The sequence below is a fragment of the Nocardia panacis genome (assembly GCF_003598715.1).
In the GTDB taxonomy this organism is placed as follows: Bacteria; Actinomycetota; Actinomycetes; order Mycobacteriales; family Mycobacteriaceae; genus Nocardia; species Nocardia panacis.
The window spans coordinates 267,308-286,601 of sequence record NZ_QZFU01000019.1; the positions used below are offsets into that span (position 1 = coordinate 267,308).

Sequence of the window (19,294 nt, forward strand, 5' to 3'; positions counted from 1 at the left end):
CTGCGCGGACGGCGACCGTCCGACACCCCCCGAAGTGAACACCACACCACCAGATTTCTTGTCCTGCGGAACTTCTCGCGGCGGGACAATAGGATCGGCGAGGTGACCGATCGAAACGTGCTTGGGGGGCCGCTGGAAGAGTGCGGCACCGATCCACTCACCGGCTTCTACCGGGACGGCTGCTGCAGCACCGGTCCGGAGGACCTGGGCAGCCATACCGTGTGCACCGTTGTCACGGCCGAATTCCTGGAACATCAGGCATCCATCGGCAACGATCTGAGTACGCCGCGCCCGGAGAACAACTTCCCCGGCCTGCAACCCGGAGACCGATGGTGTGTGGTGGCGGTGCGCTGGCTGCACGCCCATGAGGACGGTGTCGCCGCACCCGTGGTGCTGGCCGCCACCCATGAGAACGCCCTGGAAGTGATATCCGTGGATATCCTGCGCAAATACGCCGTCGACGTCCCCGACGACGTCAGCGACCTGCTGTAGCGTCGCGTCGCGCGAAGGACCGAACCTCCCATCGATGCGAGCCCGGTCACATCGCGGCCCGACTCCGGCGAGCCACTCTGCGGCGGTGGGCTTTCTGCCGGCAGGCCGCCGAGCAGTAGCGGGGTGGGCGGCCGGTATCCGCCGGCACCATGGGCGACCCGCATATTCGGCAGTGCGAGACCAAAGTTTCGTTACGGGTGCGGGTTTCGCTACGGGACACGGCGTCGAGTTTCGTAACGGGTGGGCGCAGGCCGTCCAGGGCGAGCGCGTTGGCGCGCGCGAGGCGACCGGTGTCGCGGGAACGGCGCTGTATCACAACGCATCCGGCGAACAGGTCGAGCACATCGTCGACCGCGATATCGGCACGCACCGAGCCCTGATGCCGGGCGGCGGTGAGCAGCGCCGCCAGGGCATGCCGAAAGCCGGTGCCGACAATGGTTTTCGGCCAGCCGTCATCGGATTCGACCAGCTCGCACAGTGCGCGCATCCGGGGCGCGGACACGATGATCTCCGTGAGCAACTCGAAGAAGGCCGCGCCGGGATCGGGTGCGTCGAGTCGCGCCGCGGTCGATTCGGCGAGGGTGTCCACCCGCTCCTGCAGAACCGCTTGGAGCAGTGCGGATTTGGTAGGAAAGTGCCGGTGCACGGTGCCTGCGCCGACACCGGCCACGCGGGCGATCTCGGCCAGTGTGACCGAAGCGCCACGCTCGGCGAAGGCGCGGCGCGCGGCGGCGAGGACCAGCGCGCGATTGCGTCGGGCGTCGACACGTTCGACCTGTTCGGACATTCGTTACGGTCCTCCAAATCAGTTCCGGCCTGCCGCTGTCGCCGTCACTACGGTCGGTAATCGGGTCGACCGACCCGATTCTATCGAGAGCGAGGCCGATATGTCCGATCAACCGATTCTTGTCACCGGCGCCACGGGGAAGCAGGGCGGCGCCACCGCGCGCAAGCTGCTCGCCGAGGGCATCCCGGTGCGCGCCCTTGTGCGCGACCCGAATTCGGCCGCCGCTCGCGCCTTGGCAGCGGCGGGCGCGGACCTCGCGACAGGCGATTTCGACGCCCCGGAGTCATTGCGGCAGGCACTCGCGGACACCCGCGCCGTATTTCTGATCCCCCCACCGACTTTCACGGCCGCGAAAGCGGACGACGACCTCGAGGCGCAGCGCGGCATCGCGACCGTCGAGGCCGCCGAGCGCGCGGGTGTCGAACAGATCGTGTTCTCCGGTGTCGCCCGCCTCGGCAAAAGGGCCACCTACCATCGCGACGGCAAAGTGCGGATCGAGGAGGCCGTGGCGGCGAGTGGTTTGCACTACACCCTGTTGCGGCCGGCGCGTTTCATGGAGAACTTCCTCTTCGGCTATACCCACGTCGTCGATGGCATCACCAACGGCGTGAACCGGCATCTCTACCCCGCCGACGTGCCGCTGAAGAGTGTCGCGGTCGCCGATATCGCGGCCATCGCGGCGCTCGCTTTCGCCGATCCGGTCGAATTCCACGGTCGAACACTGGATTTGGCGGGTGACGCGATCACCCCCACCGCGGCTGCCGCCGCCATCAGCGTGGCCACCGGCCGTGAAGTCCGCTACCACGAGTTGACCCTGGCCGAGGCCGAGGCCCTTGGACCGAACCTGGTCGAAATCTGGCGCGTGATCCGCGAATTCGGCAATTGGCAGGCCGATATCCCCACTGTGCGCCAGATCCATCCCGACCTCATGAACCTGGATACCTGGCTCAGCACCACCGGCGCCACCGCGCTGCGGGCGCAATTCGACGCCGAGGCGGCATCGACACCGCGCGTACCGTAGGTGCGGTGAGTCTCTTCCGGCGTCGGCGCGACAATCAGCCACGCGATCCGGTGGGGGCCGAGGTCGACGAGATCTTCGGCCCCTCCCGCAAGCATGTGCACGAACGCAAGGAATGGGTGGCCATCGCCAAACTCGACGACCGCCAATCCGGGGGTGATCCGGTGATCGACCTGAACGCGGGCACCGTCCGGATGCCGCCGAACTCCGGCTAACTCGCCGCGCCCACCAGGTTCTCCCCCCGCATCCGCTGCGAGATCACCTGGGTGATGCCGTCACCGCGCATACTCACCCCGTAGAGGGCGTCGGCGATCTCCATCGTCGGTTTCTGATGGGTGATGACGATGAGTTGGCTCTTCTCCCGCAACTGTTCGAAAAGCCCGATCAACCTGCGCAGGTTGGTGTCGTCCAGCGCCGCCTCGACCTCGTCCATCACATAGAACGGTGAGGGCCGCGCCCGGAAGATGGCCACCAGCAGCGCCACCGCCGTGAGCGATTTCTCACCGCCGGACAGCAGCGAGAGTCGCTTGACCTTCTTGCCCGGCGGGCGGGCCTCCACCTCGATACCGGTGGTGAGCATGTCGGAAGGGTCGGTGAGCAGCAACCTGCCCTCCCCGCCGGGGAAGAGTTTCGCGAACACCCCCACGAATTCGCGCTCCACATCCGCGTAGGCCTCGGTGAAGACCTGCAGGATGCGCGCGTCCACCTCGGCGACAACCTCCATCAGGTCCTTGCGGGCGTTCTTGACATCGTCGAGTTGGGTGGCCAGGAAGTTGTAGCGCTCCTCGAGCGCGGCGAACTCCTCGAGCGCGAGCGGATTGACCTTGCCGAGGGTGGTCAGATCCTTTTCCGCGCGTTTGGCACGACGCTCCTGGCCGGGTCGGTCGTAGGGCATGGGTTGGGGCGGGCTGACCTGCTCGCCGCGCTCCTTGGCCTGCTCGTATTCGCGCCACTCCAGATCCGAGGGCGGCAGCGGGACATGCGGGCCGTACTCGGCGATGAGGTCGGCCAGCGCGATACCGAACTGTTCGCCGATGGTGACCTCGAGCTGTTCGATGCGCAGGGCCGCCTGCGCCTTGGCCACCTCGTCGCGGTGCACGGCATCGGTGAGCTGGGCCAACTGGTTGGTCAGCGCCCGCGCCCGCTCCCGGATCTGGTCGAGCTGCGCGGCGCATTCGGTGCGGCGGCGGACCAGATCGTCGCGGCGGGTCGCGGCGGCGGCGACCACGGCCTCGAGTTCGGCGGCCACCTGCGCGCCCGACGCCGCCACTGCGGCGGCCACCTCGGCCGCTTTCCGGCGGGCGGCCCTGGCATGTTCGGCCCGCGCCCGCGCCTCGCGTTCGGCGCGCGCGGCGCGGCGCAGCGAATCGGCTTTGCCGCGCACCGATTCCGCGCGCTCCTCGGCGGTGCGCACCGCGAGCCTGGCCTCCACCTCCATGGTTCTGGCCTCGGCGAGGGCGGCGGCCGCCTCCTCGCGCAGCAGACCCGCCGACTCGGTGGCCGCGCCCTCATCCCCCGCGCCACCCTGCTCCGATTCCACGCGACGCAGGCGATCCTCGAGGTCGGCCAGCGCCGCCAGTGTCTGCTCACGGCCGGATTCGGTATCCAGACGCTGGGTGACGAGTCGGTCGCCCTCGGCCTGCGCGGTGCGCGCCGCCTGACCGAGCCGACCGAGCCGGTCGTAGAGGGCGAGCAGGGCCTGATCGGATTCGTGCAGGGACAGCAGCGCGTGATCCACGGCCTCCTTGCGGTCGGTCTGCTCGGCGAGCGCGCCCGCGAGTGCCGCCTCCAACTCCTCGGCGCGGCGCTGCGCGGCAGCGAGATCGGCACGGGCGGTGTCGATATCGGCCTGGATCTCCAACTGACTCGGCGCGCGATCGGAACCGCCGAGCAGCCAGCCGCTCCCGGTCAACTCGCCCGCCGTGGTCACGGCCCGCAGCTCGGGTCGGGCGGCGACGAGTTCCCGTGCGGCGGAAAGGCTTTCGACCACGGCCAGACCCGACGTCAGCGCGGCGACGGCGGGGCGAACCGACTCGGGGCACTCGACGATATCGACGACCCAGTGCGCGCCCGCGGGCAGCGGCGCGGAATTCGCGGCCGGTGTCGGCGCCCCACCGAAAACCAGTGCGGCACGGCCGCCGTCGGCCTCCTTCAGCGCGTACACGGCGGCGTGCGCGGTGTCGGCGGTGTCGGCGGCGACGGCATCGGCGAGCGGACCGAGCGCCGCGGCCACCGCCGCCTCGAATCCGCCGCGCACCCGCAGCAGTCCCGACAGCGGGCCGAGCAGACCACCGGCGCGATGCTCGACGAGCCACGCCGCGCCGTCGCGGCGGGCCAGTCCCATGCCGAGCGCTTCGATGCGCGCGCCGAGCGAGGCGACCCGCTTACTCGCCTCCCGATCCTGCGCGCGCAGTTCGTTCACTCGCTGGTCGACCAATTCCAGTGCCTGCACGGCGTGTTCGTGCTGCGCGTCCAGACCGGACTCGCCCGCGTCGAGTTCGGCGAGTTCGGCCTGGGCGGTCTCGAATTCGGCGGCGGCGGCCTCGGCCTTGGTGCGGGATTCCGCGAGGGCCGAGGTGAGCCGGGCGATCTCGCCGTCCACCGATTGCGCCCTGATGCGCAGCGTATCGACCTGACCGGCGAGTCGGGCCAAACCCTCGCGGCGATCGGCGATGGCGCGCACGGCCGCGAGATGGGCCTGTTCGGCGGCCTTCGCGGCATGTTCGCGCTCGGCCAGCGCGTCGCGCGCCGCCTCCAGTGTCTCGGCCGCGATCTCCACCGTTTCGCGCAGTTCGGCCTCCTCGGCCTGCACCCGATCCGCCTCGGCCTCCAATTGTTCCGGGTCGCGACCCGTGCCGAGGGGCGCTTCGGTATCCAGGTGGCGGGCACGGTCGCGCGCGATACGGATGGTCGCGTTCACCCGCTCGGCCAACGCGGACAACTGGAACCACAGCTGGGCAGCGGCCTCGGCGCTCGGGGTCAGCTTGCCGAGCTGAAATTCCTGCTGGGCCTGTGCGGCATTGGCGGCATCGAGTTCGGCCTGCACGGTGACCTGCTGCTCGCGCGCGTAGGCCTCCTTGCTCTGCTGCGACTCCAACTCGCGGCGGCGGGTGACCAGATCGTCGGCGGACAGACGCAACCGCGCATCCCGCAGATCCGCCTGCACGGTGGCGGCGCGACGCGCCACCTCCGCCTGTCTGCCCAAGGGTTTGAGCTGACGTCGCAATTCGGTGGTCAGGTCGGTGAGGCGGGCCAGATTGGACTGCATCGCCTCGAGTTTGCGGACCGCCTTTTCCTTGCGCTTGCGATGTTTGAGCACACCGGCGGCCTCCTCGACGAAGGCGCGCCTGTCCTCCGGGCGCGACTCCAGGATGGCCGAGAGCTGCCCCTGCCCGACGATGACGTGCATCTCGCGACCGATACCGGAATCGGAGAGCAGTTCCTGCACGTCCATGAGCCTGCAGGTATTGCCGTTGATCTCGTACTCGCCCGCGCCGTCGCGGAACATGCGCCTGGTGATGGAGACCTCGGCGTAGTCGATGGGCAGCGCGCCGTCGGAATTATCGATGGTCAGGGTGACCTCGGCGCGGCCGAGCGCGGCCCGGCCGGTGGTGCCCGCGAAGATGACGTCCTGCATCTTGCCGCCGCGCAGCGCCTTCGCGCCCTGTTCGCCCATCACCCAGGTGAGCGCGTCGACCACATTGGACTTGCCCGAGCCATTGGGACCGACCACGCAGGTGATCCCCGGTTCGAGGCGCAGTGTCGTCGCGGACGCGAAGGATTTGAACCCCTTCAGCGTCAGGCTCTTCAGGTGCAAATTCGACGACCTTTCCGTGCGCGGGCGAATCGCCATGCTATCGGCCGCTCGGTGCCCTCCGACCGCAGGTGCCCGGTCCAGGGTATCGAGTCGGTCGGCGAATACCGGGATTTCGGCTGCCCGTGGTTTGCCGGCAAGCCCGCTCCGCCCAGCGGCGGTGACTTGCCGGGCAGGCAGGCGGCCCGGCCGCATACCATCCCAGTCGAATTCATCAGCCGACCATTGTTCGGGAGTTCAGACCATGCCAGTCCCCGTGATCAGCACCGCACTGCGGCTCGGCCGTATCGCGTCGCTGGTCGCCGGGAGTCTGGTGTTCCTCTACGGCTGCGAAGTGAGCCGGTCCCCGCTGCTCACCGATGTTTGGGTGGAGGTGGTCGTCGCGATGACCTGCGGGGCGGTCGCGCTGATCTGCGCCTGGTTCGAGATCGCCCGGCGCGACCGTCGGCCGCCGCCGGACGAATGTCGTTTCGAGAGCGCGGGTTTCGCCGTGCGGGTGCGCATCGTCGCCTCCGGCGAACTGGTCTTCCGCGGCCGCGAACTCGTCGACGGCAAACCCGAGTACGAGTGGGCGTGGACCTTTCGCCCGGACACCTTCGCCGATATTCGCGCCACCCTCGAAGGCCGGGGCCACCTGCTCGAACTGCTGAATCGCACCGTCCCCCACCTGGATCGGGAGCTCCGCGACGACCCCGGCGGGTGGCTGCACGACCAGGGCATCCCCGCTACCTTCCGCGAACGCGGTGTCAGCCCCAGCCGCGTCACGGCCGACCTTCGACTACCCAACCGACCCCGGAGCAGGGCACCGATCAGGTACGAATCCGATGCGGCACGAAGGCCGATCCGTCGTCGGTGATCAACCCGGCGGTCTCCCGAATACCCATACCCGCGGCGGTATCGCCGACGATCCACGTCCCGAGGACCGGCCGCATCCCGTCGAACTCCGGCAGCGGATCCAACAGCTGGTAGATGTAGCCCTCCTCGCCGTAGACCCCGCCGGTCGCGGTTTCCATCCCCGCGCCGACGATCGTCATATTCGCGCCCTCGCGACCCAGCTTCGGCTTGCGGATGTACTCGGTGAGCTCGTGCGGATCATCGAGGTAGGCGGGCAACAGATTCGGGTGACCCGGATACATCTCCCACAGCACCGCCAGAATCGCCTTGTTGCTCAGCAGCGTCTTCCACAGCGGTTCGATCCACATGGTCTGCGGCAGGCTCTCGACCACCCGCCTGCCGAAATCGTCGTCGAGCACCCACTCCCATGGATACAGCTTGAAGATCGCCTCGATCGGCGCCTCGGCCAGATCCACGAACCGATCCAGTTCCGGATCCCAGCCGACCTCCTCGATCGGCAATGCCACCGTGTCGAATCCGGCCTCGGCCGCCGTCTCCTGCATGTACGCGGTGGTCACATTGTCCTCACCGCTGGCGTCGGCACCCGACCAACTGAAATGCGCCTGCGCCATCGGCAGCGTCTCGCGCAGCGCCGTCCAGCGCTCCACCAACTTCTCGTGCAGCGAATTCCACTGGTCCCCACCGGGATAGGAGTCGGTGAGCCAGTACCACTGCACGATCGCCGCCTCCAGCAGCGAGGTGGGGGTATCGGCGTTGTACTCGAGCAGCTTGGCCGGGCGCCGTGCGTCGAAGCGCAGATCGAAGCGCCCGTACACGTACGGGTCCGCGCGCTTCCACGATTCGGTGATCGGACCCCAACTCCATTCGGGCAGACCGAAATCCCGGAAACGCTCGGTCAGCACGATCTGCTCCACCGCGTTCAAACACATCGAATGCAGCAGTTCGACATCGGCTTCGAGGGCGAGGATCTCGTCCATCTCGAACTCGTAGTGCACCGACTCGTCCCAATACGGACGAGGCCTGCCCTGCGCATCCCTGGCGGGCGCACCGTAAACCAGGCCCTGTCCCTCGATGATCTGCTGCCATCCCGGTCTGGGCGTTGCGCGCACGCGTCGCACTTAGGATCCTCCGCCGCTCTTGCTTCCGAGTCCGCCGCGCTGCACCGTCGTCCCACTCTTGGTGGTGATCTGCGCATTGTCCGGACGGGTGAACGTGCCGCCGGACGGCGGCGAACCGACGACACCTGAGCCGCCGTAGTAGTAGTGATACTGCGGGATGCCCGGCAAGAAGATGAAACCGGGGCCGCCAGGGTGATAGCCGGTGCTGTCGTCCACGAAACCCTGACGACCGGGACCGCAGTTGTTGTCGTCGACGACGGTTTCCTTGCCGTCCAATACCTTCGAGCACTGCGCGGTGACCTGCTGATACTTCGGTTCCGTCGCCGTGCGGTAGGCCAGGTAGCCGCCACCGACCAGCGCCGCGACACCGACCACGGCCACACCGCCGATCATGGTCCGTTTGCGCTTGCGTTTGCGCGCCGTCTCGGCGGCCTCCTCGGCCAGCCGATCCTCCTCGGCCTTCTTGCGCGCCCTGTCCCTGGCCCGCGCCTCGGCCACCGTCGGCGGCCGCGGCTGCGTCACGCCCGCCTCCTGCACCCGAATACTGCCCCGGCGCGGCGCGGCGCTCTCCTCGGGCTCCGGCGGCGAAACATCTTGCGCCGCATCGTCGGTCGGCAGCCCGATCGTCGGCATACCCGGTAGGGGCGGCGGATACGCACCCGCCACACCGGGTCTGGGCGGCAGCGGAATCCGGGTGGTCCGCGTTTCGGGCACGGGCGGCGGCGGCCCGAGCAGTGGTGAACCGGATACGCTCTCGCCGCCGATCACACCCGAATCAGCGCTCGTCGCAAGGGGATTGACCTGCGTCTGTGCGGATCGCGAGTCGGACGCGGAACCCCGTGCCGCGAAGGGCCGCAGTACGGTCCGAGGCGCGGCGGTCGAATCGGATCCGGCACCGACCGCACCCGGCGGATTGCTCCCGATGACACCCGAATCATCCTGCGACGCAGCCGGATACACCGCTGTCACTGCGGAATCGGAACCGCCGACGACCGCATTTCCCGAGTTGTCGGCATCGGGCGCCGTCGAGTCCGATGCCGCATCGGAGGGCACCGCTACCTGAACCGTATCCGCCTGATTCGAGGCATCCTCCGGCGTCTTGGCAACCGGTTCGCCTGCGGCGGCTTTCGTGAGATCCACACCACTCGGACTTTCCGCCGACGGCGGCCCCGCGGATCCGGACGCGGTGTTGTCGTGCTGCGGCGAATCCGACCGATCCGATGCGCCGGGTTCCCGTGTACTCATAGCCCTCTTCCCCCACGTGCCGCCTGCTTCATTCAGCGCTCCTCGAATCCCACCATATCGCCCCGACCCGGCTCCCAGTTTTCCACGACCAATGAGACCCTGCCAGGCGCTTCCCCGGACCGCAGCAGGGCGAGCAACCGCTCGCAGCGGGCACGGGGACCTTCGGCCACCACATGCACCCTGCCGTCGCGGGCATTGGTGGCATGGCCCGTCAGGCCGAGTTCGAGGGCGCGGGCACGAGTCCACCAGCGAAAGCCCACACCTTGGACGTGACCGTGCACCCAGGCACCGAGCCGGACCGGGTCCTCCATCAGGATTCCACGGTGAAGTTCAGGCTCACTTTCGCGCCGGCCTGCAGGGTGCGTCCCACGGTGCACGCCTTGTCGACGGCCCGCTGCACGGTCACCAGCAGCCGCTCGCGGTCCTGTTCGCTCAGACCCGACAGGTCGAGTTCGAATTCCTCGTCGAGCTGCGGGTAGAGCTCGTTGTCCCGGTCCGCATCGCCGGAGACCCGGATGGTCGCGTCGAAATCGTCGCCGAGTTTGCGGCTGAGGGAGAAATCCGCGCTCAGACCGGTGCACGTGGCCAGGGCGATCTTCAACAGCTCGCCAGGGGTGAAGCGACCGGGCACGCCCTGCGACCCGACCAGCACCTGCCCGCCACGCCCATTGTGTCCGATGTATTCGCGTGTCCCGGTGCGCTCGGCCCACAACTCGGTGCTGACGGGGGCTGGGGTCCTCTGCTCGGCCATGGTGATGATCCTGCCATCTAGATGGGTGTCGTTGCATTTTCGGCAACGCCCCGGCGGGCGCGGACCATCCCGTACTGTGACGCCGAACACCTACTCCTGGAACCGGTATCCCATCCCCGCCTCGGTCAGCAGATGCCTGGGATGCGACGGGTCGTCCTCAAGTTTGCGACGCAATTGCGCGAGATAGACGCGCAGATAGTGGGTTTCGGTGGCATAGGACGGACCCCACACCTCCCGCAACAGTTCCCGCCGCCCGACCAGCTTGCCTTTGTTGCGGACCAGCATCTCGAGCATGCCCCATTCGGTCGGGGTCAGATGGACGGTCTCGCCGCCCTTGGTGACCTTCTTCGCGGCCAGGTCCACGGTGAAGGAGGCGGTCACCACCACCGGGTCCGCGCTGTCGGCATCGATCGCGCCGCGCCGCACGGCGGCACGCAACCGGGCCAGCAATTCATCCATGCCGAACGGCTTGGTCACATAGTCGTCGGCGCCCGCGTCGAGCGCCTCCACCTTGTCGGCGGAGTCGGTGCGCGCCGACAGCACGATCACCGGCGCGGTGGACCAGCCGCGCAACCCGGCCAGCACCTCGATACCGTCCATATCGGGCAGACCGAGATCGAGGATGACCACATCGGGATGTTTATCGGCGGCCGCGCGCAGCGCCGCGGCGCCGGTGGCGGCCGTGATCACCTCGTAGCCGCGCACCGAGAGATTGATCCGCAGCGCGCGCACGATCTGCGGTTCGTCATCGACGACCAGCACCTTGGTGGCGAGCGAGTCCGGCGACTTCTCGGACTTCTCGGTCTGCTTGTTATCCGTCACGGCCGCTTCCTGTGTCGGGCGGGGTGTCCGCGTCCGGTCCATTCCCAGCGTCATCATTGTTCCTGCTCGCTTTCGTCGGCGGGCAGGTCGACCAGCATGGTCAGGCCGCCGCCGGGGGTCGGTTCGGCGTGTACGGAGCCGCCCATGGCCTCGACGAAGCCGCGGACCACCGACAGCCCGAGGCCGACGCCGGTGGTGTTGTCGCGATCGCCGAGCCGCTGGAACGGTTCGAAGAGCTGTTCCTCTGATCCGGGCGGGATACCGGGGCCGGTGTCGATGACCGCGATCACCGCGCGCTCACCGTCGCGTTCGGCCGTGACCCGCACCGGGGTGTCGCGGGGGGCATGCCGCAGCGCGTTGTCGATGAGGTTCGCGACAACCCGTTCGAGCAGACCCGCGTCCGCGCGCACGGAGACCTCGCCGACCTCCACCTTCACCCGATCCATGGCGGCGCGCCGCAATCCGCGCGCGCCCATCCCGACGCTCACCAGCGCCCGATGCACCACCTCGTCCATATACACCGTGCGCAACTGCGGTTGGACGACGCCGACCGCGAGCCGCGACGAATCGAGCAGGTTACCGACCAGCGCGGTGAGCTGATCGACGGACTCCTCGACGGTCTCGAGCAGTTCGGAGGTGTCCTCGGGCGAGAATTCCACATCGTCGCTGCGCAGACTGGATACCGCGGCCTTGGCCCCCGCCAGCGGGGTGCGCAGGTCGTGGCTGACCGCCGAGAGCAGCGCGCGCCGCAGCCGGTCGGCTTCGAGCAGGGCCGCCGCCGCACTCGCCTCCTCGGCCAAACGCGCCTGATTGACCAGTCCCGCGGCCTGATTGGCGACCGCGTTGAGCACCGGCCGCTCCCCCACCTCCAGGGGCTTTCCCGCCAGCAGCAGCCAGCTCTGCGCGTCGCCCGCCTCGATGGCGATATCGGCGTCGGGCACCCGCTGCGGCGGTTCGACACCGACCGCGCCGACCACGATGTCCCCGCAGAGCAGGCTGACCGCCCGCTGCCCGTAGGTCTCGCGGATCTGTTCGAGCAGGTTCGGCAGGTCCGCACCGTGCAGGACCGCGCCCGCGAACATGGTGAGCAGTTCGGCCTGGCGGGATGCCTTGCGCGCCTGGCGGGTCTGTTTGGCGGCCACATCGACCAGCGCCGCCACCGCCACCGCCACGATCAGCAGCACCACGGCGGTGATGAAACTGTTCGGCTCGGCGATGGTCAGGCTGTAGCGCGGATCGGCGAAGAACCAGTTGAGCAGCACCCCGGACAGCACGGCCGAGAACGCGGCGGGCAGTACGCCGCCCAGCAGCGCCACCGCCACCACGCCCACCACGAAAATGGCGCTGATACCACCCAGTTCCAAGGTGTGGTCGAAGAACAGCATGCTGATCCCGGACACCAGGAACGGCACCGCCACCGAGGCCAACCAGGCCCGCACGGGTTGGCGCGGCCACAGCGAATACCGCCGCCCCTTGTGCGCCTCCTCGTGGGTGACCATGTGCACGTCGATCTTGCCCGAACGCTGCACCACCGACGAGCCGATGCCCTCGTCCAGGATGCGCGCCCAGCGCGAGCGCCGCGAGGTGCCGAGCACCAACTGGGTGGCGTTGACCTCGCGCGCGAACTCCAGCAGCGCCGTCGGCACATCGTCACCCGTGACGGTGTGCAGGGAGGCATCGAGACTGGTGGCCAGATCGCGCAGGCGGTTCATCCGCTCGGAGGACACCCCGGCCAGGCCGTCGCCCCGAACCACGTGCAGCACAACAAGATCCGCGCTCGACTTGGTGGCGATGCGACTGGCCCGACGGACGATGGTCTCCGATTCCGGGCCGCCGGTCACCGCGACCACCACCCGCTCGCGTGCCTCCCACAGATCCTTGATCTTGTGGTCCGCGCGATACTTGGCCAGGGCCGCGTCGACCTGATCGGCCAGCCACAGCAGCGCCAATTCCCGCAGGGCGGTGAGGTTTCCGGGACGGAAGTAGTTGCGCAGCGCGGCATCGACCTTATCGGCGGCGTACACATTGCCGTGGGAGAGCCTGCGCCGCAACGCCTCCGGGGTGATGTCCACCAGCTCGACCTGTTCGGCCTGACGCACCACCGCGTCCGGGACGGTTTCCTTCTGCTGGATTCCGGTGATCTGCTCGACCACGTCGTTGAGGCTCTCCAGGTGCTGCACATTCACCGTCGAGATCACGTCCATCCCCGCGGCGAGCAGTTCTTCGATGTCCTGCCAACGCTTTTCGTGTTTGCTGCCGGGGGTGTTGGTGTGGGCGAGCTCGTCGACCAGCACCACCGCCGGTTGCCGCCGCAACACGGCCTCCACATCCAACTCGGGGAACGACGTCCCCCGATAGTCGATCATCTTCGGCGCGACACGCTCGATCCCGGCGAGCAGGTCGGCCGTCTTGGGTCGACCGTGCGTCTCCACCACCGCGGCCACCACATCCCGGCCGCGCTCGAGCCGCCGATGGGCCTCGCCGAGCATGGCGAAGGTCTTGCCGACACCCGGCGCCGCACCGAGGTAGATCCGTAACCGCCCGCGCTTCACTCGTCCATCATCGCGCGTCGCGCGCGGGTTTCCTGCCGGGCGAGGGCCGGGCGTGGCGGTCGGTGCGAGATCCGCGCGCCGAGCACACGGATGATCAATGCGCAGGCCACGAAGCCGACCAGCACCGCGACGGTGACTACCGACATGGGCATCCTTCCCTGAACCGATGTGACACCGGTCGAGTCCGCCTGGCCGGTCCTCTCACTTCTACCGCGCCCATCTCGTTCGAACGCGGTCTTTACGGTGTGTTGACGGGTTGGCCGCACACTTTGACGGCATCCTTTCAGTTATCCCATGACCCGCTGTAAACGAACCGCAAATGCGGAGGTCCGGGGCGCAAAGGAGTCGTAAGGGATCTCCGCTGGGTGCATCGTGGACGTTTGACTCACCCTGATGCGTCCGCAGGTGCGGACGCTGCTGAAAGGTTGTGTGTATCCATGTCTGTCGTCGTGTTCGCGGTGGTCACCGTGGCCGTCTTCCTAGTTCTGGGCCTCATCCAGCGAGGGGTGGAACGGCTGTGACCGAGAACATCATCGGTCTGGTGCTCGGCATTCTCATCGCCGTCTACCTGGTTGCCGCACTGCTCGCCCCCGAAAGGTTCTAGGTGAACACGACTACCGCAGGGATCGTCTTCGCGGCGACCCTGATTCTCGCACTCGCGCTGGTGCACATACCCCTCGGCGACTACATGTACCGGGTGTACGCGGGCACCAAGCACAGCCGCGCCGAGCGAATCATCTACCGCGCCATCGGAGTTCAACCCGGCGTCGAACAGACCTGGCCGGTGTACGCGCGCAGCGTGCTCGCCTTCTCCGCGATCAGCGTCCTATTCCTGTACTTCCTGCAAATCCTGCAGAAGCATCTGCCACTGCACCTGCCCGAGAGCCAGGCCTCGACCGAGATGAAGGGCGACCTGGCCTGGAATACGGCCATCAGCTTCGTCACCAACACCAACTGGCAGAACTACGCCGGTGAATCCACCATGGGTCACCTGGTGCAGATGACCGGACTCTCGGTACAGAACTTCGTCTCCGCCGCCGTCGGCATGGCGGTCGCCGTCGCGCTGGTGCGCGGCTTCGCCCGCAGCCGCACCGGCGATCTGGGCAACTTCTGGGTCGACCTGGTGCGCGGCACGATTCGCATCCTGCTGCCCATCGCGTTCATCGGCGCGCTGGTGCTGGTCTGCGGTGGTGTCATCCAGAACTTCCACCTCTACGACCAGATCGCCGAGACCGTCGCCAACACCGGCAAGCAGGTCCTGCCCGGCGGTCCTGCGGCCAGCCAGGAGGTCATCAAGCTGCTCGGCACCAACGGCGGCGGCGTGTTCAATGTGAACTCGGCGCACCCATTCGAGAATCCGACGGCGTGGACCAACTGGATCGAGATCTTCCTCCTGCTGGTAATCAGCTTCTCGCTGCCGCGGACTTTCGGCAGGCTGATCAACAATCGCAAGCAGGGCTGGGCGATCGTCTCGGTCATGGCCATCCTGGCCACCATCAGCTTGACCCTGAACAACTTCTTCCAGCTGCGCCACCACGGCACCGTGCCCACGGCGGTCGGCGCCGCGCTCGAAGGTGTGGAAACCCGCTTCGGCGTATCGAATTCGTCGACCTTCGCCACCGCGACCACACTCACCTCCACCGGCGCGGTCGACTCGGCGCACGACTCCTACACCAGCCTCGGCGGCATGATGGCCATGTTCAACATGCAGTTGGGCGAGGTCGCACCCGGCGGCACCGGCTCCGGTCTGTACGGCATGCTCATCTTGGCCGTGATCACGGTGTTCGTGGCGGGCCTCATGGTTGGACGCACCCCGGAATACCTTGGCAAGAAGATCACCCCGCGCGAGATCAAATTCGCCGCGGCCTACTTCCTGACCACCCCGCTGATCGTGCTCACCGGCACCGCCGTCGCCATGGCGCTGCCCGGCGAACGCGCGGGAATGGCCAACTCCGGCCCGCACGGACTGTCCGAAGTGCTCTACGCCTTCACCTCCGCCGCCAACAACAACGGTTCGGCCTTCGCGGGCCTGTCCGCCAACACCGTCTGGTGGAATACCGCGCTCGGCCTGGCGATGGTGTTCGGTCGGTTCCTGCCGATCATCTTCGCGCTCGCCCTCGCCGGATCGCTCGCGCAACAGGGTCGCACCCCCGAATCGATCGGCACGCTTCCCACGCACCGACCGCAGTTCGTCGGCATGGTCGCCGGAGTGACGCTGATCCTGGTCGCCCTGACCTTCCTGCCCGCGCTCGCGCTCGGGCCGCTCGCCGAAGGAATCCACTGATATGACCACCCCAACCCTCGACACGACGTCGAAACCGGAGCAGGCTCCGGACAAGCACAAGGGCGGCCGGGTAGCCGGCGGGATGTTCGATCCGCAACTGCTGTACCGGTCCCTGCCGGACGCCATCAAGAAACTCGACCCGCGCACCCTGTGGCGCAACCCGGTCATGCTGATCGTGGAGATCGGGGCCGTCTGGTCCACCGTGCTCGCGATCGTCCACCCCACCTTCTTCGCCTGGGCCATCGTCGTATGGCTCTGGCTGACCGTCCTTTTCGCGAATCTGGCCGAAGCCGTCGCCGAGGGACGAGGCAAGGCGCAGGCCGACACCCTGCGCAAAGCCAAAACCGACACCGTCGCCCGCCGACTGGTCGACTGGCGTCCCGGTCAGGCCGACACCACCGAGGAGCGGGTGGCCGCACCGGAACTGCGGCGCGGCGATCACGTCGTGGTGGAGGCGGGCCAGGTCATTCCGGGCGACGGCGACGTCGTGGAAGGCATCGCCTCCGTGGACGAATCGGCCATCACCGGCGAATCCGCCCCGGTCATCCGGGAATCCGGCGGCGACCGCTCCGCCGTCACCGGCGGCACCACGGTGCTCTCGGACCGGATCGTCGTGCAGATCACCCAGGAACCCGGCGGCAGCTTCATCGACAAGATGATCGCGCTCGTCGAGGGCGCGAGCAGGCAGAAAACACCCAACGAGATCGCGCTGAACATCCTGCTCGCCGCGCTGACCATCATCTTCGTCTTCGCGGTGATGACATTGCAGCCGATGGCCATCTTCGCCAAATCCAATAATCCCGGCGTCCCCGACACTTCGGCGCTCGACGTCAACGGTGTCACCGGAATCGTCATGGTCTCGCTGCTGGTCTGCCTCATCCCGACCACCATCGGCGCGCTGCTCTCGGCCATCGGCATCGCGGGTATGGACCGGCTGGTGCAGCGCAACGTGCTGGCCATGTCCGGCCGCGCGGTCGAGGCCGCGGGCGATGTGAACACCCTGCTGCTCGACAAGACCGGCACCATCACCCTCGGCAACCGGCAAGCCTCCGACTTCGTGCCCATGCCCGGCATCACCGCCGACCAATTGGCCGACGCGGCACAGCTTTCCAGCCTCGCCGACGAAACCCCCGAGGGCCGCTCCATCGTGGTGTACGCCAAACAGGCGTTCAACAAGCGCGAACGCACACCCGGCGAACTCACCGGCGCGACCTGGGTGGAATTCACCGCCCAAACCCGGATGTCGGGTGTCGACCTGGCCGACGGCCATCAACTGCGCAAAGGCGCGGCCAGCGCCGTCACCGAATGGGTCCGGGCCAATAGCGGACAGGTGCCCGACGAGGTCGGCATCATCGTCGACGGGATCTCCGCCTCCGGCGGCACCCCGCTGGTCGTCGGCGAGATCGTCGGGGGGAAAGCGACGCTGCTCGGCGTCATCCACCTCAAAGACGTCGTCAAACAGGGCATGCGGGAACGCTTCGACGAAATGCGCCGCATGGGCATCCGCACCGTCATGATCACCGGCGACAATCCGTTGACCGCCAAGGCGATCGCCGAGGAAGCGGGCGTCGACGACTTTCTCGCAGAAGCCACCCCCGAGGACAAACTGGCGCTGATCAAGAAGGAACAGGAAGGCGGCAGGCTCGTCGCCATGACCGGCGACGGCACCAACGACGCCCCCGCACTGGCCCAAGCCGACGTGGGCGTGGCCATGAACACCGGCACCTCGGCCGCCAAAGAAGCGGGCAATATGGTCGATCTGGATTCGGATCCGACCAAACTGATCGAGATCGTGGAGATCGGCAAACAGTTGCTCATCACCCGAGGCGCGCTCACGACCTTCTCCATCGCCAATGACATCGCCAAATACTTCGCGATCATCCCGGCGATGTTCGTGGCCCTCTTCCCCGGCCTCGACGTTCTGAACATCATGCGACTGCACAGTCCGCAGTCGGCGATCCTGTCGGCGGTCATCTTCAACGCGATCATCATCGTGGTGCTGATCCCGCTGGCGCTGCGCGGAGTGAACTACACACCCTCCAGCGCGTCGAAGCTGTTGAGCCGCAACCTCTACATCTACGGCCTCGGCGGGATCATCGCGCCGTTCATCGGCATCAAAATCATCGACCTCGTTATCCAATTCCTCCCAGGGATGTCCTAATGCGAATGTCAACCTGGATCCGGCAACACCTCGCCGCGCTGCGCGCGCTACTGGTTCTGACTGCGATCACCGGAATCATCTACCCCCTCGCGGTTTTCGCGGTCGCGCAACTGCCAGGGCTCAAGGATCGAGCGGAAGGCTCGCTGATCACGCGGGACGGGAAACTCGTCGGCTCCAGCCTGATCGGTCAGGCATTCACCGACGGCAAAGGCACACCGCTGCGCCAGTATTTCCAGACCCGCCCGTCTAATGCCGTCCCCGCAGCCGACGAGGCCACCGGTGTGAGCGCCATGCCCGACGGCTACGACTCCTCGGGTTCCAACTTCGGCAATCTGGGTCCGGAAAGCATTGTCGACGCACTGGCCCTGGATCCCAAGGATCCGAAGAAGGTGACCGCCAAATCCGCGAGCCTGCTGACCACGGTCTGCCAGCGCAGCCAGGCGGTCGGGCAGTTGGAGGGCGTCGACGGCGCGCGACCGTTCTGCACCAAGGACACCGGTGTCGGCGCGGTGCTCTCCGTCATGGGTCCGCGCGACTCACACGGCAAGGTGCTCGCCCCCACCAGGGTGGTCAGCGTCAACGAGGCCTGCCAGGTCGCGCCGAAACCATTCCTGGACACCTACCTCGGTGTGCGCGTGGAATGCGCGAAAGTCGACGCCAATGGTGCGGAGGACTACTCGACCGGACTGATAGTGCCGATCCGCGGTGACGCTCCGGTGCAGACCCCCGTCCCCGCCGATGCTGTCACCGCCAGCGGCAGCGGCCTCGACCCGCACATCTCCCCCGCCTACGCCGCCATCCAGGTCGCCCGCGTAGCCAAGGCCCGCGGCATCACCGCCACCCAGGTCAACGACCTGGTCGCCGCCCACACCACCAACCGCGAACTCGGGTTCTTCGGCGAACCCCGCGTCAACGTCCTCGAACTCAACCTCGACCTGGACACCCGCCACCCCTTCCACGGCTGACCCAGCTGCTTCGAGGGCCGCCTCCCCGCCGGGGGGCGGCCCTCGTTTCTTTACACCCCGCACGCCCCGAAATCCCCTCTGCCGCAACGGATTCACTCATAGGATGAAGCATCCGAGAAGGTAAACTCCAGCTAAGGATCCGTCCATGAACGGCAAAATCCTCGATATCGCGCTCTGGGCACTGTCGGCCGTCGTCTGGCTCGCCGTCGCCACCACCCACCCCGGCATAGCCAACCTCCTCATCGCCTACTTCGGCGCCGTTGCCCTCGGCTACTACAACTCCTACGTCCGCCACAACCCCACCACCAACACCCTCCGCTCCACCTGACTCTGAATCCACACCCTCGCAACTCCTTTCACAGCACCCTCCGCCCCTTCCTCTACACTTCCCCGGTTCGATAGATCGAGATTTAACAAAATCCTTGAATCT

The 19,294-nt window shown here is 67.4% G+C and carries 18 protein-coding genes; 9 read left to right on the top strand and 9 right to left on the bottom strand.

Annotation, left to right across the window (positions count from 1 at the left end; all coding sequences use genetic code 11):
- The first annotated feature begins 102 nt into the window (after window positions 1-102).
- Window positions 103-492, top strand: a complete 390-nt coding sequence (locus D5S18_RS15970) for a DUF2237 family protein (RefSeq protein WP_120041702.1) — start codon at window positions 103-105, stop codon at window positions 490-492.
- Between the two features lie 46 nt (window positions 493-538).
- Here D5S18_RS15970 and D5S18_RS15975 read toward each other — a convergent pair whose 3' ends face one another.
- Window positions 539-1,279, bottom strand: a complete 741-nt coding sequence (locus D5S18_RS15975; protein ID WP_120041704.1) for a TetR/AcrR family transcriptional regulator — start codon at window positions 1,277-1,279, stop codon at window positions 539-541.
- A 100-nt stretch (window positions 1,280-1,379) separates the two neighbouring features.
- On the opposite strand from D5S18_RS15975, the gene D5S18_RS15980 reads away from it, so the two are divergent.
- Entirely contained in the window at window positions 1,380-2,300 is a 921-nt protein-coding gene (locus D5S18_RS15980; RefSeq protein WP_120041706.1) for an NmrA family NAD(P)-binding protein, read from the top strand.
- Window positions 2,301-2,305: 5 nt separating this feature from the next.
- Window positions 2,306-2,512, top strand: a complete 207-nt coding sequence (locus tag D5S18_RS15985) for a hypothetical protein (RefSeq protein ID WP_120041708.1) — start codon at window positions 2,306-2,308, stop codon at window positions 2,510-2,512.
- Here D5S18_RS15985 and smc read toward each other — a convergent pair.
- The gene (gene smc, locus D5S18_RS15990; RefSeq protein WP_120042182.1) at window positions 2,509-6,114 is read right to left on the bottom strand and encodes a chromosome segregation protein SMC; all 3,606 of its coding nucleotides are present in this window, start codon (window positions 6,112-6,114) and stop codon (window positions 2,509-2,511) included. The two genes, D5S18_RS15985 and smc, sit on opposite strands and share 4 nt — an antisense overlap.
- Before the next feature lie 241 nt (window positions 6,115-6,355).
- Between smc and D5S18_RS15995 the strand changes: the two genes are divergently transcribed.
- Complete coding sequence (locus D5S18_RS15995; protein ID WP_147403966.1) at window positions 6,356-6,967, top strand: hypothetical protein; 612 nt, start codon at window positions 6,356-6,358, stop codon at window positions 6,965-6,967.
- On the opposite strand, the gene D5S18_RS16000 is transcribed toward D5S18_RS15995, so the two are convergent.
- From D5S18_RS16000 to D5S18_RS34885, 7 genes are all read right to left on the bottom strand, one after another.
- Complete coding sequence (locus D5S18_RS16000; RefSeq protein WP_120041721.1) at window positions 6,921-8,084, bottom strand: glutathionylspermidine synthase family protein; 1,164 nt, start codon at window positions 8,082-8,084, stop codon at window positions 6,921-6,923. The genes D5S18_RS15995 and D5S18_RS16000 overlap by 47 nt on opposite strands.
- Window positions 8,085-9,329, bottom strand: coding sequence for a hypothetical protein (locus tag D5S18_RS35720; RefSeq protein WP_239003803.1), 1,245 nt, complete (start codon window positions 9,327-9,329; stop codon window positions 8,085-8,087). It abuts the gene before it with no gap.
- Window positions 9,330-9,361: 32 nt separating this feature from the next.
- Window positions 9,362-9,640, bottom strand: a complete 279-nt coding sequence (locus D5S18_RS16010) for an acylphosphatase (RefSeq protein ID WP_120041722.1) — start codon at window positions 9,638-9,640, stop codon at window positions 9,362-9,364.
- A complete protein-coding gene (locus tag D5S18_RS16015; RefSeq protein WP_120041723.1) occupies window positions 9,640-10,080 on the bottom strand; it encodes an OsmC family protein in 441 nt (146 codons plus the stop codon). Before D5S18_RS16015 ends, D5S18_RS16010 begins: the two co-directional genes overlap by 1 nt.
- 90 nt (window positions 10,081-10,170) lie before the next feature.
- The gene (locus D5S18_RS16020; RefSeq protein WP_120042184.1) at window positions 10,171-10,902 is read right to left on the bottom strand and encodes a response regulator; all 732 of its coding nucleotides are present in this window, start codon (window positions 10,900-10,902) and stop codon (window positions 10,171-10,173) included.
- A gap of 53 nt (window positions 10,903-10,955) precedes the next feature.
- Window positions 10,956-13,454, bottom strand: coding sequence for a sensor histidine kinase (locus tag D5S18_RS16025; protein WP_120041724.1), 2,499 nt, complete (start codon window positions 13,452-13,454; stop codon window positions 10,956-10,958).
- Window positions 13,451-13,600, bottom strand: a complete 150-nt coding sequence (locus tag D5S18_RS34885) for a hypothetical protein (protein ID WP_158607882.1) — start codon at window positions 13,598-13,600, stop codon at window positions 13,451-13,453. The genes D5S18_RS16025 and D5S18_RS34885 overlap by 4 nt, the downstream gene beginning before the upstream one ends.
- A gap of 371 nt (window positions 13,601-13,971) precedes the next feature.
- On the opposite strand from D5S18_RS34885, the gene kdpF reads away from it, so the two are divergent.
- From kdpF to D5S18_RS16055, 5 genes are all read left to right on the top strand, one after another.
- Window positions 13,972-14,058 (top strand): K(+)-transporting ATPase subunit F, encoded by an 87-nt coding sequence (gene kdpF / locus D5S18_RS36380; RefSeq protein ID WP_120041726.1) that lies wholly within the window; start codon window positions 13,972-13,974, stop codon window positions 14,056-14,058.
- Complete coding sequence (gene kdpA, locus D5S18_RS16040) at window positions 14,059-15,738, top strand: potassium-transporting ATPase subunit KdpA (protein WP_120041727.1); 1,680 nt, start codon at window positions 14,059-14,061, stop codon at window positions 15,736-15,738.
- A gap of 1 nt (window position 15,739) precedes the next feature.
- Window positions 15,740-17,899, top strand: coding sequence for a potassium-transporting ATPase subunit KdpB (kdpB, locus tag D5S18_RS16045; RefSeq protein WP_120041728.1), 2,160 nt, complete (start codon window positions 15,740-15,742; stop codon window positions 17,897-17,899).
- The gene (locus D5S18_RS16050) at window positions 17,899-18,864 is read left to right on the top strand and encodes a potassium-transporting ATPase subunit C (RefSeq protein ID WP_120041729.1); all 966 of its coding nucleotides are present in this window, start codon (window positions 17,899-17,901) and stop codon (window positions 18,862-18,864) included. The genes kdpB and D5S18_RS16050 overlap by 1 nt, the downstream gene beginning before the upstream one ends.
- A 145-nt stretch (window positions 18,865-19,009) precedes the next feature.
- Window positions 19,010-19,192, top strand: coding sequence for a hypothetical protein (locus D5S18_RS16055; protein ID WP_120041731.1), 183 nt, complete (start codon window positions 19,010-19,012; stop codon window positions 19,190-19,192).
- The last annotated feature ends 102 nt before the right edge of the window (window positions 19,193-19,294 follow it).